The following is a 20,304-nucleotide window of genomic DNA, read 5'->3' as shown; positions in this document are numbered from 1 at the left end:
ATTTCTTAAATAATAGTGGGCCTTTTTTCTCTCTAAAAATTTCACCCCACATACCGTATCATCGCCACCTCATCACAATAATCAACTTTTGGACAATGTCTACAATCAATCCACACTTTTTCTGGCAATGCTTCTCTATTCATAAAATCAAACCCGCACTTTTGAAAAAATTCTGTTTCATATGTTAAAGAAATTACCCTGTTCACTTTTATCTTCGCCGCCTCATTCATTACATGATTCACTAACTTACGCCCTATCCCTTTTCCTGCATATGTATGCGAAACTACTAACGATCGTACTTCTGCGAGATCCTCTCCTAACACATGCAAACCAGCAACTCCAACGACTTCCTCCCCTTCTTTCATAACATATAAACATTGTAAATATTGATAGAGAGACAAAAGAGAACGCGGCAAAACAACTCCTTCTTTTGCATACATTTCAATGAGATTATAAATTTCTTTCACATCACTTGTAACCGCATTAAAGATTTTCATATTATATCCCCTTGCCCCCAGTGTTAATATTTATAACATTATATGAATTTTAATTCATAATTTCATATAATAATACATCTCTCTTTTCTCTCCGTCAATTACTTTTCTGAATTTTATCCCGCATTAACGGGCAGTAAGACTCCCACCTCAAAATTCGGCTGAAGCAAAGAAGATAGGTGGGAGTCGGGCTGCCCCTAAACGCCCGATTGGTGAAGGCTAATAATCAGTGGTGGATGAACAAAACCCCCACTGATTAAAGTTTCACTTTACACAAACAAAAAACCAAGCAACTTAATCGATGCTCGGTTCCTCATTTCGTATCGGTAATACCGTTGAATATTTAATTTCACGAAGTGCTAAACTCGTCTGTATACGTGTAATACCAAGCTTATTCAGCTTTCTAATAAAATGCTCCAGTTCTTTACGATCACGATTCGCAACTTTTAATAAATAATCATACTCTCCTGTTAAACAGTGACATTCTAACACTTCAGGCATAGATTCTAATTCTCGTTCTAACACTTCCAGCTTTTCATACTGATGAATATTCGTACTCATAAAAATGAAACATAATAAATCAAATCCAAGCTTTTCTTGATTTAAAATTGCTACTTGCTTATCAATAAAACCTTCCCCATCTAACCTTTTTATTCGTGCATGCATCGCAGCTGGAGATAAATTAGCACGGCGTGCAAGCTCTGCATTACTTACTTGTGATTCTTTCTGCAATATATCTAAAATTTTCACATCCAAATCATCAAGCACTTTAATAACAGATGACTCCATCAAAATTCCCCCTTTTTTCTTACCGACGATTATTCGAAGAAACATCTCATAACTTATATAAAACTGAATGTTTTTCTGTAAATAAGATTTCTAACGAAACATTTTATCGAGTTTTCACCATTATACAAAATAATATATTAGATAATAAAGAAAAATGCTAAAATTATTTACAGTTCATTCTTATTTCAACAAAGGGGTTTTTAGCATGCCTTATTTTTATGTCTTTTTACTATTATTAACAAGCTTATTATGGGGAGGAAATTTCGTCGTTGGGAAATCACTCGTCGATCATGCATCTCCGATGACACTGACAAGTTTAAGATGGCTAATTGCGATCATTTGTTTATTACCAATGGTATGGTTTAAAGAGAAGAAAATCATTCCACCACGCTCTGCAATACTTCCGTTAATACTTATGGGAATTTCAGGAGTCGTTCTTTTTAACATTTTTCAATTTTTAGCACTAGAAAAAACATCCGCAACGAATGTAGGTCTTATTTCTACATTGAACGCTATTTCAATTGCATTATTTTCTGTGCTATTTCTAAAAGAAAAAGTAAATACACTTCAAATTCTTTCTATGATTCTTTCATTTTTCGGGGTTATGCTCGTCCTTTTAAAAGGAAATTTCGCTCTTTTATTTTCACTACATTTTAATAGCGGAGATTTATGGATGATGGCGGCAGTATGTATTTGGGGTATTTATTCTGTTTGTAGTAAATGGGCGACAAAAATAGTTACACCGCTAATGGCGACGTTATATTCTGGTATTTTCGGCGTCATTTTATTGCTTCCATTTAACATAGGCAACTTCACTGTTTCCAATATTAATTCTTCCTTCATAACATCACTTTTATATACAGGACTCATTTCAACAGTACTTTGTATGGTGTTTTGGAATATTGGTGTACAGAAATTAGGCGCTACTACATCGGGGATTTTTCTAAATTTCAATCCAATTTTCACAGCTATTTTAGCATTCCTTTTCCTTGGAGAAGAATTAACATGGATTCAAATTTTCGGTACAATCATCGTCGTGACAGGGTGTTATTTATTTTCTCATTTCAAAACCGTTGCTGTTCAGCCAACTAGAGCTTTAATGCGAAAACATTCTTAATCAAAAACATCGCCACCAAAGTGGCGATGTTTTTATTTACCTTTCATTTCTTTCACATACTGCTTTTCTTCTTCTGGCGATAAACGTTCTGTTGCCTTTCCGGTATCACCACCTTGAATTTCCCACAAAAAGTTATGATCCTCAACCGTTTGTGAAAAGTCCCCTTTCTCCCAACGCTCCAAAGTAGAAAGTAGCTTTGCTTTATATTTAAAATTTGTACTGCTTTCTACTGCGTTCTTCTCACTACGAATTTCCTTATTTGTCATTTCGATAAATCCCCATTTATCAGATGATTTCACTTTTTGATGTACCATCCTATGCATTGTAGAAATAATTTCATCTTCACTAAATTGTGGCTTCTCTTCCGCAACTTTCTTGTCCTGTTGGCTCATCACTTTTTGTGTTTTAAGACTCTTCTCCTCTTCCTCTATATAATTAAGAAGTTTAGTAACACCGAATACAGCTCCTATCGCAATTACAATCATTGTAATTGCCCCTATTATCCATTTTTTCATATTATGTACTCCCCATTCCCCCTAATAATTACATAAACAAATGGAATCGCCTGCACATAGTCGATTCCATTTGTTTCCTTATTTCATTTTAAGCCTTCATCGCTTCTCGTACAATGTAACTGTCCACATATTGCTTAAATTTCATGATTTTTCCATTTTCAAGCTGCCATACATGAACAAATTCCGCCTCAAATGATTTTCCCGTCTCTTTATAAACTCCTGAATAAACGCCTTCAGCAATAATCACATCTTTTCCGTTTACTTCATGGTACGTATTTACACTCGCTTTATAATCATCCCATTCTGATCCTAAACGACTAAATACATTTTCCATTATAGCTTCTGTACCTATATACGTTCCGCCGTACGGAAAACCTGCCGCCTCTGTCCACTCTACTTTTTCAGAGAGAGCTTCCGCTAAATGTTTTGCATTTGAAGAAGATGGTCCTTCATATGTGCTTCGAACAATTTCTAAATTTGTTTTTTGCTTCATTATTTTTTCACCCCAAACGCGTTTGCCGCTAAAACAAGTCCAATTTCTAACGCTTTAACGTGCGGGAATCGTTCCTTTATTGCCGTTTGAATTTCTTCACTTGAAGGATTTCCTGCAAGAACTTCATCAAATGCAACTAAATATTTACGAGTATGTTTAATCGCGTCTGCTGTATTTGGTACGTCATAATCACGATGACCCGCTACAACAATTTCAGGATGAAGATTTTCAAGTTCACTTAATGTTTCTAACCATTTATGACGAGCTTCAGCATCTGTTTCTAACGTCCATACGAAAGTATTGTTATAAACGATATCGCCTGTAACAACGGCTTTTAATGATGGAATCCATACATAACTATTATTCGGTGTATCACCTTGCAAACCACCTTTAATGATTAAATCATTTCCCTCTAAAATCAATTTCTCTTCTGTTAATTCATCTGGAACAATTGGTTGATGAGGAACATTATGCCCAATAGATGGTTTCCACTGTTCCACTTTCTTCTCAAATGTATTACGAATATCTTCAACAGTATTCCGTAACGCAACAATCTTCGCTTCTGGAAATGCTTCATGTAATACATTTAATCCAAAATAGTGATCTGGATGGAAATGAGTCACATAAATATGAGTTAAATTCTTTCCTGTTTCAATAATTTGAGCTGCTAAACGGTGCGCATCACTTAATAAAAATTGTGCATCGATAAGAATTGCATCTTTTTCTCCGTATACAATTGTGGATGTAACTTGAAATGCTTGCTCAGATCCTGTAAAAACCTCTAAATGTAATTTTGACATGTTATTTCCTCCACTTTTTATTTACTCTTTTATATTCCTTTATTCTTTAAGCTTTATTCCAGTTGTAACTAAACTAGTTACAACTGGAATAAAAAAATATACGAATCATTTTATTACTAATCGACTTGTTGTAATCATTATAGTTACACCAAGTCGTCAAGTCAACACTTAAAAAATGAAATTTACTTCGTTTTCATTACTTTCTCTTTTAAAAAACGATCTACATATCCTTCTGCTTTTACAACGAATAAATACGCACCCATTGATAATAATGCAAGATCTAATTCATATCCCGGATTCTTTCCATCTCCTAATAAGCCTGCTGCTCCATTTACCTTTACGATAGCTCCAGCCAAAATAAGAGCGAATAACAATCCTACATACCTCACGCCTAAACCGATAATCAATAATATACCACCAACTAATTCAACTGTTGCTACGCCGTATGCAAGACCACCTGGTAAACCGATGCTTGTAAACCATCCTGCTACGTTATCTATACCTGATTGAAACTTTGCTAAACCGTGTGCAAAGAATGTCACTCCTAACACGATACGAATAATTAAATTCCCAATATATTGATTCATTTTGAACTCTCCTTCTTTGTTTTGTTATGGTGAACATTTATTCACAAGACAAAACAATACGGTATTTCTTTTCATTCGTCAAATGCTTTTTTTAAAGAAAACAAAAAACATTATCCGTTTTACGAATAATGTCTTTTATAAAATAGCGCTAATTCAAGCTTTTACTCTATCACACAGAAAAAGTTGAAACTTTTTTCCAGCACCAATATAAGGCAATAACGGTACGTCCTCTTCCACAACCATTCCGACAACATTCACTTTCTCATCTACAGGTAAATCATTTACAACAACTTGCATCTCCCCAGCATATCTACCGTACAATTCATTATCAATTGTAATGCCGCCTTTCTTTCTTGAAATGGTAGACATCGGCTGTAACACGACTTTATTTTCTTCTCGTGATTCTACAGAGCGAATGACATCACGTGCTGGATCAAGCCGGTTCGTATGCACTCGTTCTAACAGTTGTACAGTGTCGCTATCATTTATAAATGATTGATATCGCACTGGAATAATTCCATTACTCGCGCTCGCTATCTCTTGTACACTTTCTACACTTCCGCTTATATCCCCGATTAACACCTTATCGACACCACAATCTTGCACAAGTTCTAAATACGCTTCAAGCGGCCGCATATAGCGGTGTTTTTCTAATGTCGGTAAACCTTCATATAATGGACCGCGTTTTTCACCATCTCCCGGAATAAATGCCATCGTTTTTATTCCGCACTCATGTAAATACTTATTTTGTTTTTGTAAAAACGACTTTGCTAGTCCTGTTTCTGGACGTGGATAAAAATTATGCCACGCTTCTAAACGATCTACTCGTATATTTTCCGCAAGTAACTCTTTCCAAAATGATTCTGTAATCGTACTCGCATTTAAAGCTACCTTCATCTTATGAGATACACGTGCGATTTCTTTTGGCGTAATACCGTAATCCATTCGTAAACCAGTAATGCCAAAGTCTAATAACTCTTCCACATTTTCATACGTCATCCCTAAATGGTTTAACGATTTTGGAGAGACATCAACCATTAATTCCATTTCATTTTCGAGAGCTTGTTTCCCAAGTATTTGAATTAACTCCTTATACGTATTCGGATCATCTTCTGGAATGTGAAGAGATGTAAAAACAGATGAAAATCCGTTTTCTTTCGCTAGTTTTAACCATGCTTCTTGTTTCTCTACTCGCTCTTTTGAAAGATAAATTGAAACTCCTATCATATAAATCTCTCCTTCTATTAATATAAAAAAAGAGAAAGGAATCCCTTTCTCTATATGTTTTCTGCCATTTCTTCTTTAAAGCCGAAGAAGTACGTAAAGATGAATCCGAAAATATATGCCACTACTAATCCAAGGAAATATAATAAATATTTATTATCAGCAATTAACGGAATTAATGATAATCCTGATACACCTATTCCGAGTGAAGCCGTTTTCATAACAGCTTGGAATGCACCACCGACAGCCGCTCCTAAACAAGCAGTAATAAACGGTTTCCCAAGTGGCAATGTAACCCCGTATAATAGCGGTTCGCCAATTCCTAAAAATCCTACTGGTAATCCACCTCTAATCACATTACGAAGGCGTTTATTTTTTGTTTTCACATAAATCGCAATTGCTGCTCCTACTTGCCCAGCGCCAGCCATTGCTAATACTGGTAATAAAGGCGTTACGTGCGTTTGATTAATAAATTCCATATGAATCGGTGTTAAACCGTGATGTAATCCGACCATTACGAGAGGTAAAAATGTTCCGGCAAGCACAGCTCCAGCAAATGCTCCGCCAACATTTAAAATTGCATTAATACCGCTTGTAATACCATCAGATAAGAAGCCTGCTACTGGCTGAATCGCTAACATCGTTACTATACTTACAGCTAATACAGTAATGAGTGGTGTCACAATAATATCAACTGCATTTGGCACAGCTTTTCGCACTCGTCTCTCAACTACAACCATAAGCCATGCTGCAAAAATAACTGCAAATAATCCGCCCCGTCCGGGTACTAGCGCTTCACCGAATAATTTTACATTTGCCATCGCCGGATTGAAAATTAAAATACCAGCAATTGCCCCAAGAACTGGTGTCCCGCCAAATTCTTTCGCTGTATTCCAACCGACTAAAATTCCTAAGAATGTAAAGATACCGCCGCCAATAAGTAGTAGCATTTGTAGCCACGTTGCATTCGGGTCAGCACCTGCGTTTTTCGCAAAGTTAGCAACCCCATTTATAATTCCTGACGCAACAAGTCCCGGAATTAGCGGAATGAAAATACTTCCTATTTTTCTTAAAAAGTTTTTCACTGGTGTATTATTTTTCTTCTTAATCTCTGACTTCATCTCTTGCCCAAGATCTTCAAGGTGGTGATCTGCCACCTCACCAATTCGCAGTCCCGTTAAATCTTCCATCTCAGCTGCTACTTTATTTACTGTCCCTGGCCCAACAACAACTTGAAGCGTTTCATCTTCAATCACTCCCATAACACCTTCAACCTTTTTTAAAAGGTCCATGTTCACTTTACTTTCATCATGAAGCGTTAATCGTAACCTCGTCATACAATGAGCAATGCCACGAATATTTTTTACTCCCCCAAGCTGCTCTGAAATTTCTTTGGCCATTCTCTCTTCTTTCTTCATAATAGAATCCCCCTCCCCAAAGTTTAAAGTGCTTTCTTCACAAATCCTTTCGCACCTTTTAATTTTTCTAGTGCTTCCCCATATTCACACTGTAGTAATATCATAACGATTGCAGCTTTCACATTTCGATCTGCTTTCTCATAACACTCTGTAGCTACTTCATAACTAGCGCCTGTCGCTTCAACAATAATTCGTTTTGAGCGTTCTACCAATTTTTCATTTGTAGATTGAACATCTACCATTAAGTTTTTATATACTTTCCCTACACCAATCATAGACGCTGTAGAAATCATATTGAGTACTAACTTTTGCGCTGTGCCAGCCTTCAACCGTGTTGAGCCTGTTAATATTTCTGCGCCTGTTTCCACTTCCACATTTAGTTTTGCATATTTACTTATTTCAGCATTTTTATTACAGGAAATACTAGCTGTACTTGCTCCCACGCTACTTGCATATTTCAATCCGCCAATTACATAGGGTGTTCTACCACTTGCTGCAATTCCAATAACCGTATCTTTCTCATTTAATCCAATACTTTTTAAATCTTCTTTTGCTAACTCTTCACGATCTTCGGCACCTTCCACCGCTTTAGTAAACGCTTTCAATCCACCTGCTATAAATCCTTGAACCATGTTATCATCTGTTCCAAATGTCGGGGGACATTCTACTGCGTCTAAAATGCCTAAACGGCCACTCGTACCAGCCCCAATATAAATTAAACGGCCTTCTTCTTCAAAAGACTTAGTAACAATTTGTACAACCTTTTCAATTTCTTCTATTTCATTTTCAACTGCTAACGCAACAGTTCGATCTTCTTCATTCATACTTTGTAACACTTCTTTTATACTCATCTCATCTAGATTCATCGTTTTCTCATTACGGTGTTCTGTCGATAAATTCTCTAACATATTGCCACCCTCTTCGAAATTATATTTCACACTTTTATTATAACTTTAAGAAACTAAAAATCAATAACTCTTTCTTATTTTATGAAATAAAATTTCACAACATGACATATTTGTGTCAAAGATAATAAAAAAGATGAGTCTCCCCATCTTTTCTTCTACTTCAATTTCCGTAACCGTAATGCTTCTTCTCTCGTCTCCATAAATTGATCTAATACTTTATTACCAATTCGATTGAAAGTAATCACATATAAAGCATCAATCATATTCAGTTGCGTCATTCTCGAAGCAATACTCGCAATGCGATGGTCTTGCTCTACATCTGGCATACAAAGGCGAATGTCTGCCGCTTTATATAACGGAGATGATTGGTCTAGCTTCGTAATCGCAATAACTGTAGCCCCTCGCTTCTTCGCATATTGCGCCATTTCGAGCACATCTTTCGTCCGCCCAGAAGTTGAAATCGCCACAAATATATCTCCCTCTTTTAAATTCGTGACGAGTGGCAACATCATATGAAAATCAGATAGCATCATCGCTGTAAATCCGAGCCTTGTAAATTTATAAGCCCCGTCCATCGCCGGAGTAGCCGATCCGCCTACTCCGTAAAATATAATTTTATCCGCATTTACAATACGATCTGCAGCTTTCTCAAGTTCCTTTTTATCTATCGCAGTAACGCTCGCCTCAATTGCAGCTTTATTCACATATGTAACTTTATTAAACAAGTCGTACGGTCCATCTTCCGTATTCATCACTGAAAAATCATTAATATTATAATCAGCAATCGTTAATTCACGAACGAGCGCGATTTTAAATGATTTAAAGCTCCCAATCCCAATCGACTTACAAAAGCGAACAACACTTGCCTCACTTGCGCCTGCATTCGTTGACACTTCTTTCGTCGTTAAGTTCGGAACAATTTCTGCATTCTCCATTATGTACATGGCAACCTTCTTTTCGGCTGGTGAAAATTGATCCATATTACTTTCAATTTTAAATAGTAATGTTGAAGCTTTCACTATTTAACCTCCACTTCTTATGGTTGCGTATATTCTCTAATATCATTTGTATCATATAGATAAAAACCATCATTGCCAGGTGGATGGTGAACAATTACAGTTCGATCCCCTTTTTTATATGACGTTATTTCACCTTCAGATTGCTGTTTTTCCCATCCATGTATCCAAATTGCAAAGTCAGGTACAAAAGCAGTGTACTTATAGTCTTTCGGATTTTCGTCTTCTACATAGGAAGAAAAAATAGAAACTGGAAAATTTTCCACTTTTGACTCTTTCCATGCAGTAAATGGTATACATAGTGCAATAAGTATGATTACACCTATAACTTTCCCCTTTGTAATCTTCACACTTCCCTCTCCTTGTCATATCACATACATAGATTTTATCATAATTACAATCCATTCATGCTACATGACCACTGCATTTTGCAATAAAAAAAGAGCTTACCTACATCAGATAAGCCCTTCCTCTCTATACAAAATACTTCTTCAAAAGCGGCGGCGTAATAATTGTCGTCAATATAACAACAATGACAATCGCTGTGAAATTTTCTTTCGCTAACAAATTCGCCGCAAGTCCATTTGCTGCGATGATAAGCGCCACTTCTCCGCGCGAAACCATTCCCGCACCGATACTAATAGAAGATTGAAGGTTGAATCCTGTCAGTCTTGCGCCTAAACCTGATCCAATTAACTTTGTGAATATCGCAATAAGAGTCATGATGATAATGAACCAAAGCTGGCTTCCGATACCTTGAAATGTAATTTCCATTCCGATACTTACGAAGAACACTGGAACAAATATTGCATAAGCAATTGGTTCAATTTTATGTTCCACTTCATGCTTATACTCTGTTTGAGAAATGGCAATTCCAGCTGCGAATGCTCCAATAATACCTGCAATCCCCATCATTTCACTGTAATACGAAAAAGAGAAACAAATAATAAGAGCTGCACTAATTAATGCTTCTGTTACGCGAAGTGGTACGAGCATTTTCATAATCCATGGAACAACTTTCCAAGAGATGAAAACAATACTTACAAAAAAGATAATTTTCTTTGCAATGACTAGCGTTACATTTACATCTTGTGTACCTAAAAAACTCATCACAAATGCTAATAAAATAACGACAATTACATCATCAAATACAGCTGCACCTAAAATCGTCGTACTTTCTCTCGTATTCATTTTCCCTAAATCTCTTAGTGTTTGAACAGAAATACTAACCGAAGTGGCACAAAGTAATAACCCTAAAAAGATCGCATGCGACTGTAACATTCCAAACGCAAGTCCTGCTAAATACCCACCAAGGAATGGGAAAATAATTCCTCCCATCGCTACTGCGAATGCAGATTTTAAATTCCGATTTAACTCTTCTAAATCTGTTTCAAGTCCCGCCATAAACATAAGTAGCAAAACACCAATTTCGCTAAGCTCATCAATAAGTTCTGAACTATTAATAATACCTAGCAAAGCCGGACCGATAATAATACCAACGATTAATTTACCGAGTACAGAAGGCTGGCCAAGTCTAACGCTAATATCACCAGCTAATTTCGTACAAAGTAAAATGACGACAAGTTCAAAATAAAATAACATAACATCTTCTCCTACTATAATAAAGTAAAACTTTGATCAGTGGATTATTCTTCATCTCTACTGATTGTTAACCTGCATCTATTTCTGCACATAGTTTCTCCTTACAACCGGCTTTTTATTTGTTAAAATTTTATTTGACAAAATATTCTGAATTATAATAAGATTAACCCAGAAATTTTAAAAAACTACATACCATAACTGTATTTTCATTCACTTACATACTCTTTTCCAATGGGCTCGTACTATATTCGCAGTTATGGAAATGAAAACTAAAGGAGGAGAGTTCAAAGTGAAGTCATTATTACGAAAAAAAGCACTTAGTACTGAATCACCAAGACAGCTAGATCGAACATTAACGGCACTTGATTTAACGTTTTTAGGAATCGGCGCCGTAATTGGGACAGGGATTTTTGTATTAACAGGTATCGTAGCGGCAAAACATTCTGGCCCTGGTATTATGCTATCATTCCTTATTGCTGCATTTACTTGTGCTTGTGTAGCCTTTTGTTATGCCGAATTTGCTTCTTCTATTCCTGTCTCAGGAAGTGTGTATACTTACGCATACATGACAGTCGGGGAAGTCGTCGCCTTTATCGTTGGTTGGTGTTTAATGCTCGAATATTTACTCGCTGTTGCAGCGGTAGCTGTTGGCTGGTCTGGATACTTACAATCATTGCTTCAAGGGTTCAATATACACCTTCCCACCATTATTTCCTCGGCCCCTGGTACAGGAAAAGGTGGTCTCATTGATTTACCAGCTGTTTGTATTTTACTTCTCATTACTGGGCTTTTAAGTTTTGGTATACGCGAAAGCGCACGCATTAATAATGTTATGGTCCTTATCAAATTAGCAGTTATTATCGCCTTTATCGTAGCAGGCGCAAAATATGTAAAGCCTGAAAATTGGACACCGTTCATTCCATTCGGGTACGACGGTATTATTACCGGAGCTGCGACTGTCTTCTTCGCCTTTTTAGGTTTTGATGCAATCGCAACCGCGGCAGAAGAAACGAAAAAACCGCAGCGTGATTTACCAATTGGCATTATAGGTTCCCTTCTTATTTGTACAGTTTTATACATGATCGTATCTTTCGTTTTAACAGGCATGGTTCCTTATACGCAATTAGACGTTTCTGATCCAGTTGCATTTGCACTACATTTCGTTGGTGAAGATACTATTGCGGGGCTACTTGCAGTTGGTGCGATGACAGGAATGACAACCGTTCTTTTAGTCGTTATGTATGGACAAGTTCGTGTTTCTTATGCAATGAGCCGAGACGGCTTACTCCCAAAAGCTTTATCACGCGTAAATAAAAAAGTAAAAATCCCTTTATTAAACACATGGATTACTGGAGTATTTGCAGCTTTATTAGCAGGACTTTTAGACCTACATTTACTAGCGAATTTAGTAAACATCGGTACGTTAACAGCCTTCACATTCGTTTGCTTTGCTGTACTTATTTTACGGAAAACTCATCCTGATTTAAAACGAGGCTTCCGCACACCACTCGTACCTGTACTACCGGTTATCGCTATTCTTTGTTGTTTATATTTAATGACTAATTTGTCCAAAACGACATGGATCAGCTTTTCATTTTGGCTTATAGTCGGTTTATGCGTATACTTCTTCTACTCTAGAAAACATAGTCATTTAGCTACTAAAAAAACAAATGATGAGAAAAAAGAAGTATAAAAAAATAGCTCGCCTATAATAAAGGCGAGCTATTTTCATTAACGATTGTAAAACGAAAAATATACCGATCAACTTTTGTATACTTATCCCGCTATTTGCCGGGCAGTAAGACTCCCACTGATTAAAGTTTCACTTTATTCTCCCTTACTTCGTCTCTTTCTTTTTCTTTCTCCACACGTTTACACTATCAAAGAAAAAGTTAATAAATAGCGTTCCTAATCCCGCTAATAAAAATGTCATTAAAAATAGAATCCATATACTTTTATCTTTTAATAAATAATATCCTACAAGGAGCACAACGGCGATCCATACATATTCAAGAATTCTTTTTAGCTTTTTCTCTTCCAAATTATTCGCTCCCTTTTTCTATACTACTTTTAGTATAACAAAAAAAAAGCCTATCATGATAAGCTTCTTTTTCTTACACCTTATTTGTTGATGCTTTTTTCAACAAGTGAAATAGCGTGCTCTAGCGTACGATTCATTGATTCCACATACTCATCTTTTACATTTTTATCTTTTAACACAGCTTCCCCAACTGTAATTTTTTGACTTAATGATTTAACAGAACCGTCTGTTACATTTCCATCTTGCGCTTTCTTTACTAAAGCTTTTGCAGATTCAATATTCACTTGTAATTTTTCTTTCGGTGTTTTTGGCTGTTCTTCTGCTACCTTTGATTGTACAAATGTTTGGTTTGCTGTTTTTAATTCATTATACGTTTGAACAATTTGTTCTCCTGTACTTGCTATATTCTCAAACACTTTCTTTGCATTGTCATAACTTCTTTGTAATTCGTTAAAAGCTGCTTGTGAATACTGACCTGGTTTTTCACCAAATTCATAAGTACCTGCCAATACTTCTTTCACTTTCGCAATCTCTTCATATAACGCATTTACTTGCTCTAATTTTGTACGATTAGAAAACTCGTTATATGCTGCTAATACTTCTGAAGAGCTCAACGCTTTACTATATAATTTTGCAAGCGCAATTTGTCCATTTAACGGAATACCACCATTTCCGTTACTATCTGGGTCTGCACCAAGTGCAAATGGCACGTTCGGGTGATATACTTTCCCTTGAGCTGGTTGACTATTTACTTTTTTACCATCTACATAAATTGCTACTTCACTACCGTTATACGTTCCTGTTAAATGATACGTTTTGTTTGCTGCTAATTGAACGCCTACACGTTTATAACTGCCACCAATATGAGCCCATAGTTCTACATATCCATTTCCTGTAGATTCAAAACCAATTCCGCCACTCTCTGTATTTTGTAAAATTCCTTGTCCACGAATTTCATTCATCGAAAATACAGTTTCTAACGTAAACGTATTCGCTACTTTTTCTTTTTGTGCTGCTGAAAATGGAAGGTACCCAAATGTATTTGCTTTTCCATTTAATTTCATTACATTTGTTTTCAGAGCTTTATCATATTCAATAAATACATTCCCTTTCACATCACCTTTCGTCCCAAACGGTGAGTTATTTTTAAATGTACCATCTAAGAAATTCACATCAAAAACGTCTGCCTTTGGTACTTTCACATTCGGATCAATATTATCTTTTTTCGTTGTGATTTCTGCAGTTAATGGTTGCTCACTTTCATTGCCAAACGAATCAATTGCAACCACTTCAAGTGTATATGATTTCCCGCCATCTAATCCAGCAAGCGTAAATGTAAGTTCTTTTGGCACTGGATCACGATAAAATTCAGAGAACGCTAATAGCTTATTTTTAATCTCACCTGTTTGTTTATCCTTTGCTTGCAAGCGATAAGAATGAACAAGAAGGTTGTCCAATGCTTGCGGGAATGTTACTGTTGCCGCATTTTCCGTTACATTTGATACAGCAAGCTTTGCATCCTTCGCAAAGTATGGCTTTTCTTTATCACGATCTTCTACATAGTTGAATCCTTCTTTTTTCGTTGGTAATTTAATTTTCCAAGGCTCACCTGTCCAAGAGTTTGTATGGAAATCACGGCGATTAATCGTTACCTCTTTGTCATCTACCTCTACTAATAAACCTTGGCTTAATGTACTAGCTCCTGGCGGGATATTCCCTTGTACTTTACCACCTTCAACTTCCATATAGCTTACAGAAGATGTTCCAACAGACGTAAAGTCTTTTTGATGAATCGATCTTGGATCATCTAACGGATAATGTGAATGACCTGAAAACGTAATTACTTGTGGGTATTCTTTTAATACCGCATTAATTTTTGCACTATCTTTCGTTCCCCATTCTTGGCTACCGTACACTGTATCTTTAATATGTTGATGTAAAAACACAAAAATCGGTTTTTCTGGATCATCTTTTTGTGCCTTTGCCATTTCTTCTTTTAACCAATTAATTTGCTTGTCCGAATAATAGCCATGCGTTGTTCCATCCTCTGGTGACATTACGATAAAGTGATACCCTTTTACTACATTATGATAATAAATCGATTCCATTCCTGTCTTTTCTAAGAAACGCTTCTGTGCTCCCTCTACAGATAAGCCGTTCCAATAATCATGATTACCTAGAGAATTCATTCGTACCGCATCTTTATTTGCATTTTCGTTATACACTTGCATAAAACGATCATATTGCTTTACTGAACCCGAATCAGTAAAATCACCTACAATGACAAACGCATCTTGCTTTGGTGCAAGCGTATTAAATTGCTCAATCGCTCTTTTCCAGCGGAACGTATCATCTGTTCCACTATCTTTAATATGCACATCACTTACAACTGGAAAAACAAGCTTCTTCTCACTTGGTGCCTTTTCTTGCTTTTTCTCTTCCGCTTTAACCGACGCACTCCACGGAAATGACACGAATGCTAATACAAAAACCATCAATAATCCAATAAGTCCTTTTACTTTTCTTAAAGCAGTTCTTTCCACGTAAATCCTCCTCATATAATAAACTATTTACAATGGTTATTGTATCGAATGCATATTAACTTAGTTTGAATTAAGAATGAAATTTATTTAAGTTTTGTAAATATACAGTCAATTTCGTGTGACATCCCACATTACTTGTATTATCTTATACAACCACCTTTTGTCTTACAGAATTTATGATGCGGGAAAGCCCACGAACCTATATGGTCTGTTGTGGGAGTGGTGATGGCACACCGCAATCTTGCACGTCAGCGATACCAGAAATGGACTTCGCCTTTGGTAGCTAGAATCCCACTGACGTTAGTCAGCTTGCCCCTTTAGGGGTGGGAGTGTCAAAGACTCTCATAACTTATTATGAGCTGTAAGCCTATTAAACATCTTTCGTGAAATTTTTCGCCCCTTTATTAACACAACTATCGTTTTACAACATTTAATAGTAATAAAAAGAAACTATGAAGGGAGGAACTATTAATGGCTTGTAAAAAAAATATCGGCTGCTATGCCCCTTTATCTATCATCTGCCCTCCCTACGATCCACCTAATCCACCTAAACCACCAAGCTGTGAACTAGTCACGAATGAATTTGCTGGTAATTTTTTTATAACAAAAGAAATCCCTCCACCTTCTGAAAATTCCACATTAGTGTTATGGGAAGGAGATGGTTTACTTAAAATATCAGGTACCATTTCTGTTTATAATAGCACTAGTAGTACTGGAGGGGTTATCGTTCAAATTATTGGGCAGGTGACAAATAATTTTACTGTCTATCCTGGCAACACAATGTCATATACAGGTCAATCATTACAATCTGTGACAATCATTAATATTCCAAATAACCCAATTCAATATATAGAGGGAAAATATTGTTGCCAATTCTCATTTTGCTTATAAAATTCTTTACCACCCTAACTTACAAACTATACAAAAAAGCATACCATTACGGTATGCTTTTCCTTATGAAATCGGATAACGCACTGTAAGGCATAATTGCCCTTGGCTCGTTGCCGTCCCTGTTGTTACAATTTGAATTGTAGTAAAATACCTTACTGTAAACGATCCACTACTTTGTGGTTGTACAGTAATTGTATTAACTACTGTCGCTCCTACTAGAAAGTTTACTGTAACTGGATTTACACCCACATCATATTTTACATATCCAGATGCGTACAAGTCTTGTGTAATATTATTCGTATATACCGTTTCAGTGACCGCACCAGTAGCAGCCCAATCTATACACACCTGATCTTGAACAAGTGTTTTACTGGAACAGCATGATAAGTTAGAATTGCACATCTTAGTCCTCTCCTTTTCTATTATGAAAGTGGATAACGTGTTGTTATACAAAACTCTCCTTGATATGTTCCAGCTGTTCCAGCAGGTAAAGTTACTTCAATTGTCTGGAAACGACGGTACGTAAAAGCTATACTCGTTCCAGGATTTAATGTTTGTGTATCAAGTGTAGCTCCTGTTGCATCCAAAACTGTCAGCGTGATTGGACCTGGCCCGACGTCATACCTAACGAACCCTGTTCCAATCATATTTTGATTAATATTGTTGTTATACAGCACATTTGTAATTGCAGTAGCAACTACAGTTCCTGACCATGGACTACACACTTTATCTTGTACAAAATTTTTATCTGGACAGCAAGTTAATGCTGACCCTGAGCACTCACAAGACATAGTTGTTTCCCCTCTCTCTTTTATATTCCCTATATGTGTATGTCCCTCAGAGTCTTTTGCCTGTACTATTCATCTATTTTCAAAAAATATGCAAATTCCATTACCAATGACTAGATAGATTCCGATTTGTTTCGTTTTTTCATAAATTTATAGATTAAAATACCACCTACAATAATAAGAACGACGGCTAATATCGGTAGCATATATTGTCCAACAACACCCGCTGCTTTTTCCCAATGCGGACCTAATTTCATTCCAAAATAAATATATAAAGTCGTTAACGGGAACATTGCTACAAATGTATATATGCTAAATTTCCATATATTCATTTTCGCCATACCACATGGAATGGAAATAAGCGTTCGAACTCCCGGGACGAAGCGTCCAACAAATGCTACAACCGGTCCATATTTCTCAAAGAAATCATCTGCTTTTTGAATTTGTTCTTCTTTAATGAAGAAATATTTACCGTATTTCACCAAGACAGGGCGCCCGCCGTAATAACCGAGCGCATATAACGTTAAAGGTCCTGTCGTTCCGCCAAGCGTTCCAGCTAATACAGCTAGCCAAAAATTCATATCTCCCTCATATACCCAATACCCAACCATGGGCAAAACTACTTCTGCTGGAATAAATTCAAACGTTAATGCTAACACAACTCCAAAATAAGAAAACTGCTTTAAAAACTCGATTATATCTAAAATAATTTGCTCCATATTTTCAACTCCTATCCTACGTTTACGTTATGCTTTTCTTGTAATTGAACTGGCGCCATCTTTACAATTCGGTTCAAAATAAATAACACAATTCCAATATCATCTAAAATACCAATGAACGGTAGGAAGTCTGGAATTAAATCGAGCGGCATCGCTACATAACCAACTAAAAAAGCAATAGATAAAATTTTCTTCTTTATTGAAACCTCTTTTGAAGTAAAAAAGTCAAATAGGAATGGAACAAAACGGCGGACATGAAATACAACTCTTAATCTACTTATAAGTTTTTTCATTTTTATTTCTCCTCTCTTTGTATACAAAAAGGACCCTACCAAATATGGTAAGGGTCCTAAAAAAGACAAGAAGGGGCCTTTACCATTGCTGGTAAAGGTCTCACTAACAACGAAACGTTGCCAATAAAGCCGAGGGTTTCTCCCTGTAATGACGACTTTACTGTAATAAGTTACTCCCCTTTATATACACAGTTTTATACAATCACATTAAAATATTTACCTAAGCTTGTCAATATTTTTTTCATTCACCATTCAGATTATTACATTGTAAAAGACTCTCTTCCATGTTCTCTATTGAAATAAATTGGAGTGTATAACCATCTGGATCATGAATTATTATTCTAACTTCTTCACCGCGGCGCTTTTCTACAAATGATATTTGATAAAACGCTAACTTTTTCTTTAACCGCTCGATATTTGTAGTTTTTAACAATAGGTCCTTCACTGATGATATAACAGTCTCTCTATGTTCTCCCAGCCCCCTGTTTACAACAAAACAAATTCTCGTTGAACCGATATCATACCACACACCTGTTACACGTATTTGTGGCCTCTCCTTGCTCGGTTTAAATCCTAGAATTCCTTCATAAAAATATAATGTTTCCTTTAAGTTTTTAGATTCTAATACAATACATGTTGTAACACTTTCCATCCGCACTCCCCCTGCCCCTTTTAGTTTTCTATATGAGTCATAATTTGCAATTATGTACGAATATAATACGTAGTGATGAATATTTCATTTATAAAGGAGGCGTGTAACATGGATAAATTCATGAAATCCTACATACCTTATCATGGTCCAAACGATCCTTGTCCTCCAATTGGAAAGAAATATTATTCAACTCCCCCTCACTTATATATGGGTTTTCAACCAACTAATTTACCCCAATTCACACCAAAAGAAGCTTTAAGAAAAGGGACTTTATGGCCTGCTTTTTATGATTTTTATGAAAATCCTCACAAAAAAGGACGGTGAATAAAAACGTGACACAAACATTGCCTGATGAATATTACAAATGGATTGAAGAACTACAAGAACTAGACTTTGTATTAGTTGAACTTACCCTCTATTTAGATACGCACCCCGACGATACTACAGCTATAAATCAATTCAATGATTTCTCCTATAAACGAAGAGTATTACAACAAAAAATTGAAGAAAAATACGGGCCACTTCAGCAGTTCGGAAATAGTTATTCTAACGCTCCATGGCAATGGAGCCAAGGACCGTGGCCATGGCAAATATAAAATGAAACTTTAATCAAGTGGAGTTTACGGGCAGCAAATAGCGGGATAAAGGAGAGAAACTATGTGGATTTATGAAAAAAAATTACAATATCCAGTTAAAGTGAGTACTTGTAATCCAGCACTCGCCAAATTATTAGTTGAACAATATGGCGGTGCGGACGGCGAACTGGCTGCTGCTCTTCGCTACTTAAATCAACGTTATACAATTCCTGATAAAGTCGTTGGCTTACTAACCGATATTGGTACAGAAGAGTTCGCCCATTTAGAAATGATTGCTACAATGATTTATAAATTAACAAAAGATGCAACACCTGAACAAATGAAAGCTGCCGGATTAGACGCGCATTATGCGAATCATGATAGCGCCTTGTTTTACCATAATGCAGGTGGTGTTCCTTTTACTGCCACTTACATTCAAGCGAAAGGAGATCCTATCGCAGATTTATACGAGGATATTGCAGCTGAAGAAAAAGCACGAGCGACTTATCAATGGCTAATTGATTTATCAGACGATCCCGATATAAATGATAGCTTACGCTTTTTACGCGAACGAGAAATTGTCCATTCTCAACGTTTCCGAGAGGCTGTAGAAATTTTAAAAGAAGAACGTGATAGGCAAATTTATTTTTAATACACATATCCTAGCGATATGTGTTTTTTTACGTTAAAAGTGAAATTCTTCCTGCATTAACATATAAATAGTATATTTATTCAATTTTACGCATTATTTTAAAATATTTTTAAAATTCCCTCTTGCTTTCTAGTCATCAGACCTTTAAAATAATAACAGTCAATCGACAAATTATTTGAATTTTCGA

At 36.2% G+C, this 20,304-nt stretch carries 24 protein-coding genes and 1 pseudogene; 6 read left to right on the top strand and 19 right to left on the bottom strand.

Annotation, left to right across the window (positions count from 1 at the left end; genetic code table 11):
- Nucleotides 1-41 precede the first annotated feature (41 nt).
- A complete protein-coding gene (locus ABH960_RS14955; RefSeq protein WP_242311151.1) occupies nt 42-497 on the bottom strand; it encodes an N-acetyltransferase in 456 nt (151 codons plus the stop codon).
- Between the two features lie 291 nt (nt 498-788).
- On the bottom strand, nt 789-1,283 hold the full coding sequence (locus ABH960_RS14950) for an Lrp/AsnC family transcriptional regulator (protein ID WP_404446166.1): 495 nt from the start codon (nt 1,281-1,283) through the stop codon (nt 789-791).
- A 205-nt stretch (nt 1,284-1,488) separates the two neighbouring features.
- On the opposite strand from ABH960_RS14950, the gene ABH960_RS14945 reads away from it, so the two are divergent.
- Complete coding sequence (locus ABH960_RS14945; RefSeq protein ID WP_404446163.1) at nt 1,489-2,400, top strand: DMT family transporter; 912 nt, start codon at nt 1,489-1,491, stop codon at nt 2,398-2,400.
- Nucleotides 2,401-2,432: 32 nt separating this feature from the next.
- On the opposite strand, the gene ABH960_RS14940 is transcribed toward ABH960_RS14945, so the two are convergent.
- The 10 genes and pseudogenes from ABH960_RS14940 to ABH960_RS14895 form a co-directional block, all read right to left on the bottom strand.
- Nucleotides 2,433-2,915 carry a PRK06770 family protein gene (locus tag ABH960_RS14940; protein ID WP_404446160.1) on the bottom strand — a complete coding sequence of 161 codons (483 nt, stop codon included), beginning with the start codon at nt 2,913-2,915 and terminating at the stop codon, nt 2,433-2,435.
- Between the two features lie 88 nt (nt 2,916-3,003).
- Nucleotides 3,004-3,408 (bottom strand): nuclear transport factor 2 family protein, encoded by a 405-nt coding sequence (locus tag ABH960_RS14935; protein ID WP_219374932.1) that lies wholly within the window; start codon nt 3,406-3,408, stop codon nt 3,004-3,006.
- Nucleotides 3,408-4,208 carry an MBL fold metallo-hydrolase gene (locus tag ABH960_RS14930; protein WP_044444647.1) on the bottom strand — a complete coding sequence of 267 codons (801 nt, stop codon included), beginning with the start codon at nt 4,206-4,208 and terminating at the stop codon, nt 3,408-3,410. Before ABH960_RS14930 ends, ABH960_RS14935 begins: the two co-directional genes overlap by 1 nt.
- Nucleotides 4,209-4,390: 182 nt before the next feature.
- The gene (locus ABH960_RS14925; RefSeq protein WP_001077751.1) at nt 4,391-4,795 is read right to left on the bottom strand and encodes a DoxX family protein; all 405 of its coding nucleotides are present in this window, start codon (nt 4,793-4,795) and stop codon (nt 4,391-4,393) included.
- Between the two features lie 153 nt (nt 4,796-4,948).
- Nucleotides 4,949-6,022, bottom strand: a complete 1,074-nt coding sequence (locus tag ABH960_RS14920; RefSeq protein ID WP_404446153.1) for a DUF871 domain-containing protein — start codon at nt 6,020-6,022, stop codon at nt 4,949-4,951.
- Between the two features lie 50 nt (nt 6,023-6,072).
- Nucleotides 6,073-7,437, bottom strand: coding sequence for a PTS transporter subunit EIIC (locus tag ABH960_RS14915; protein WP_404446150.1), 1,365 nt, complete (start codon nt 7,435-7,437; stop codon nt 6,073-6,075).
- A gap of 23 nt (nt 7,438-7,460) precedes the next feature.
- A complete protein-coding gene (murQ, locus tag ABH960_RS14910; RefSeq protein ID WP_002166328.1) occupies nt 7,461-8,345 on the bottom strand; it encodes an N-acetylmuramic acid 6-phosphate etherase in 885 nt (294 codons plus the stop codon).
- Between the two features lie 155 nt (nt 8,346-8,500).
- Nucleotides 8,501-9,364 carry a MurR/RpiR family transcriptional regulator gene (locus tag ABH960_RS14905; protein WP_002010793.1) on the bottom strand — a complete coding sequence of 288 codons (864 nt, stop codon included), beginning with the start codon at nt 9,362-9,364 and terminating at the stop codon, nt 8,501-8,503.
- 17 nt (nt 9,365-9,381) lie between these two features.
- On the bottom strand, nt 9,382-9,711 hold the full coding sequence (locus ABH960_RS14900; RefSeq protein WP_404446147.1) for an outer surface protein: 330 nt from the start codon (nt 9,709-9,711) through the stop codon (nt 9,382-9,384).
- A gap of 124 nt (nt 9,712-9,835) precedes the next feature.
- Nucleotides 9,836-11,018: pseudogene (locus ABH960_RS14895) on the bottom strand (cation:proton antiporter).
- A 234-nt stretch (nt 11,019-11,252) separates the two neighbouring features.
- Between ABH960_RS14895 and bcaP the strand changes: the two are divergent.
- Nucleotides 11,253-12,656: a branched-chain amino acid transporter BcaP gene (gene bcaP / locus ABH960_RS14890; protein ID WP_404446144.1), complete on the top strand. Its 1,404-nt coding sequence runs from the start codon at nt 11,253-11,255 to the stop codon at nt 12,654-12,656.
- A 144-nt stretch (nt 12,657-12,800) separates the two neighbouring features.
- Here bcaP and ABH960_RS14885 read toward each other — a convergent pair whose 3' ends face one another.
- Both ABH960_RS14885 and ABH960_RS14880 read right to left on the bottom strand, forming a co-directional pair.
- Nucleotides 12,801-13,004, bottom strand: coding sequence for a hypothetical protein (locus tag ABH960_RS14885; RefSeq protein ID WP_404446142.1), 204 nt, complete (start codon nt 13,002-13,004; stop codon nt 12,801-12,803).
- Nucleotides 13,005-13,084: 80 nt separating this feature from the next.
- Nucleotides 13,085-15,547, bottom strand: coding sequence for a LamG-like jellyroll fold domain-containing protein (locus tag ABH960_RS14880; RefSeq protein WP_404446139.1), 2,463 nt, complete (start codon nt 15,545-15,547; stop codon nt 13,085-13,087).
- 471 nt (nt 15,548-16,018) lie between these two features.
- On the opposite strand from ABH960_RS14880, the gene ABH960_RS14875 reads away from it, so the two are divergent.
- A complete protein-coding gene (locus ABH960_RS14875; RefSeq protein WP_404446136.1) occupies nt 16,019-16,438 on the top strand; it encodes an S-Ena type endospore appendage in 420 nt (139 codons plus the stop codon).
- A gap of 63 nt (nt 16,439-16,501) precedes the next feature.
- Here the strand turns inward: ABH960_RS14875 and ABH960_RS14870 are convergent, their stop codons facing one another.
- The 5 genes from ABH960_RS14870 to ABH960_RS14850 all read right to left on the bottom strand — a co-directional run bounded on the left by ABH960_RS14870 (nt 16,502) and on the right by ABH960_RS14850 (nt 18,890).
- The gene (locus ABH960_RS14870; protein ID WP_016093263.1) at nt 16,502-16,840 is read right to left on the bottom strand and encodes a DUF3992 domain-containing protein; all 339 of its coding nucleotides are present in this window, start codon (nt 16,838-16,840) and stop codon (nt 16,502-16,504) included.
- A 20-nt stretch (nt 16,841-16,860) separates the two neighbouring features.
- Nucleotides 16,861-17,229, bottom strand: coding sequence for a DUF3992 domain-containing protein (locus tag ABH960_RS14865; protein ID WP_404446133.1), 369 nt, complete (start codon nt 17,227-17,229; stop codon nt 16,861-16,863).
- Nucleotides 17,230-17,339: 110 nt separating this feature from the next.
- Nucleotides 17,340-17,945 carry a DedA family protein gene (locus ABH960_RS14860; protein ID WP_404446130.1) on the bottom strand — a complete coding sequence of 202 codons (606 nt, stop codon included), beginning with the start codon at nt 17,943-17,945 and terminating at the stop codon, nt 17,340-17,342.
- 11 nt (nt 17,946-17,956) lie between these two features.
- Nucleotides 17,957-18,238, bottom strand: a complete 282-nt coding sequence (locus ABH960_RS14855) for a YkvA family protein (protein WP_000733844.1) — start codon at nt 18,236-18,238, stop codon at nt 17,957-17,959.
- A gap of 241 nt (nt 18,239-18,479) precedes the next feature.
- Entirely contained in the window at nt 18,480-18,890 is a 411-nt protein-coding gene (locus tag ABH960_RS14850) for a VOC family protein (RefSeq protein ID WP_002010778.1), read from the bottom strand.
- Nucleotides 18,891-18,998: 108 nt separating this feature from the next.
- Between ABH960_RS14850 and ABH960_RS14845 the strand changes: the two genes are divergently transcribed.
- The 3 genes from ABH960_RS14845 to cotJC all read left to right on the top strand — a co-directional run bounded on the left by ABH960_RS14845 (nt 18,999) and on the right by cotJC (nt 20,117).
- A complete protein-coding gene (locus ABH960_RS14845) occupies nt 18,999-19,214 on the top strand; it encodes a spore coat associated protein CotJA (protein ID WP_404446125.1) in 216 nt (71 codons plus the stop codon).
- Between the two features lie 8 nt (nt 19,215-19,222).
- Complete coding sequence (locus ABH960_RS14840) at nt 19,223-19,486, top strand: spore coat protein CotJB (RefSeq protein ID WP_404446122.1); 264 nt, start codon at nt 19,223-19,225, stop codon at nt 19,484-19,486.
- A gap of 61 nt (nt 19,487-19,547) precedes the next feature.
- A complete protein-coding gene (gene cotJC / locus ABH960_RS14835; protein WP_002010774.1) occupies nt 19,548-20,117 on the top strand; it encodes a spore coat protein CotJC in 570 nt (189 codons plus the stop codon).
- The last annotated feature ends 187 nt before the right edge of the window (nt 20,118-20,304 follow it).

The sequence above is a fragment of the Bacillus sp. RC252 genome, assembly GCF_044909215.1.
Classification (GTDB): Bacteria; Bacillota; Bacilli; order Bacillales; family Bacillaceae_G; genus Bacillus_A; species Bacillus_A mycoides.
This window is presented reverse-complemented; position numbering and strand designations above follow the sequence as displayed.